General features: G+C 42.8%; 1 tRNA gene. It reads right to left on the bottom strand.

The features are described from left to right. Positions 1 to 150: 150 nt before the first annotated feature. Positions 151 to 226: transfer RNA gene (locus tag SB660_RS24305), tRNA-Ala, on the bottom strand. Positions 227 to 229: the final 3 nt, after the last annotated feature.

Below are 229 nucleotides of genomic sequence, written 5' to 3'. Positions count from 1 at the left end.
CCAGGATCAAACTCTCCGAAAAAGTACAAAACCGAAGTTTTGTTTTTCGTCAGTGTTTGACTGACTACCTATGATATTTCATAGGATTTTTTTTATAAAAACTCGAATTAACAGGTACGTTTTGTCTTGTTTAGTTTTCAAAGATCATATTGGTGGAGCCTAGCGGGATCGAACCGCTGACCTCCTGCGTGCAAGGCAGGCGCTCTCCCAGCTGAGCTAAGGCCCCATA

Source organism: Bacillus sp. SIMBA_005 (genome assembly GCF_046535585.1).
Taxonomy (GTDB): domain Bacteria; phylum Bacillota; class Bacilli; order Bacillales; family Bacillaceae; genus Bacillus; species Bacillus pumilus.
The sequence above is the reverse complement of the archived record's forward strand: the minus strand, read 5'-3'. Positions and strand labels throughout refer to the sequence as shown.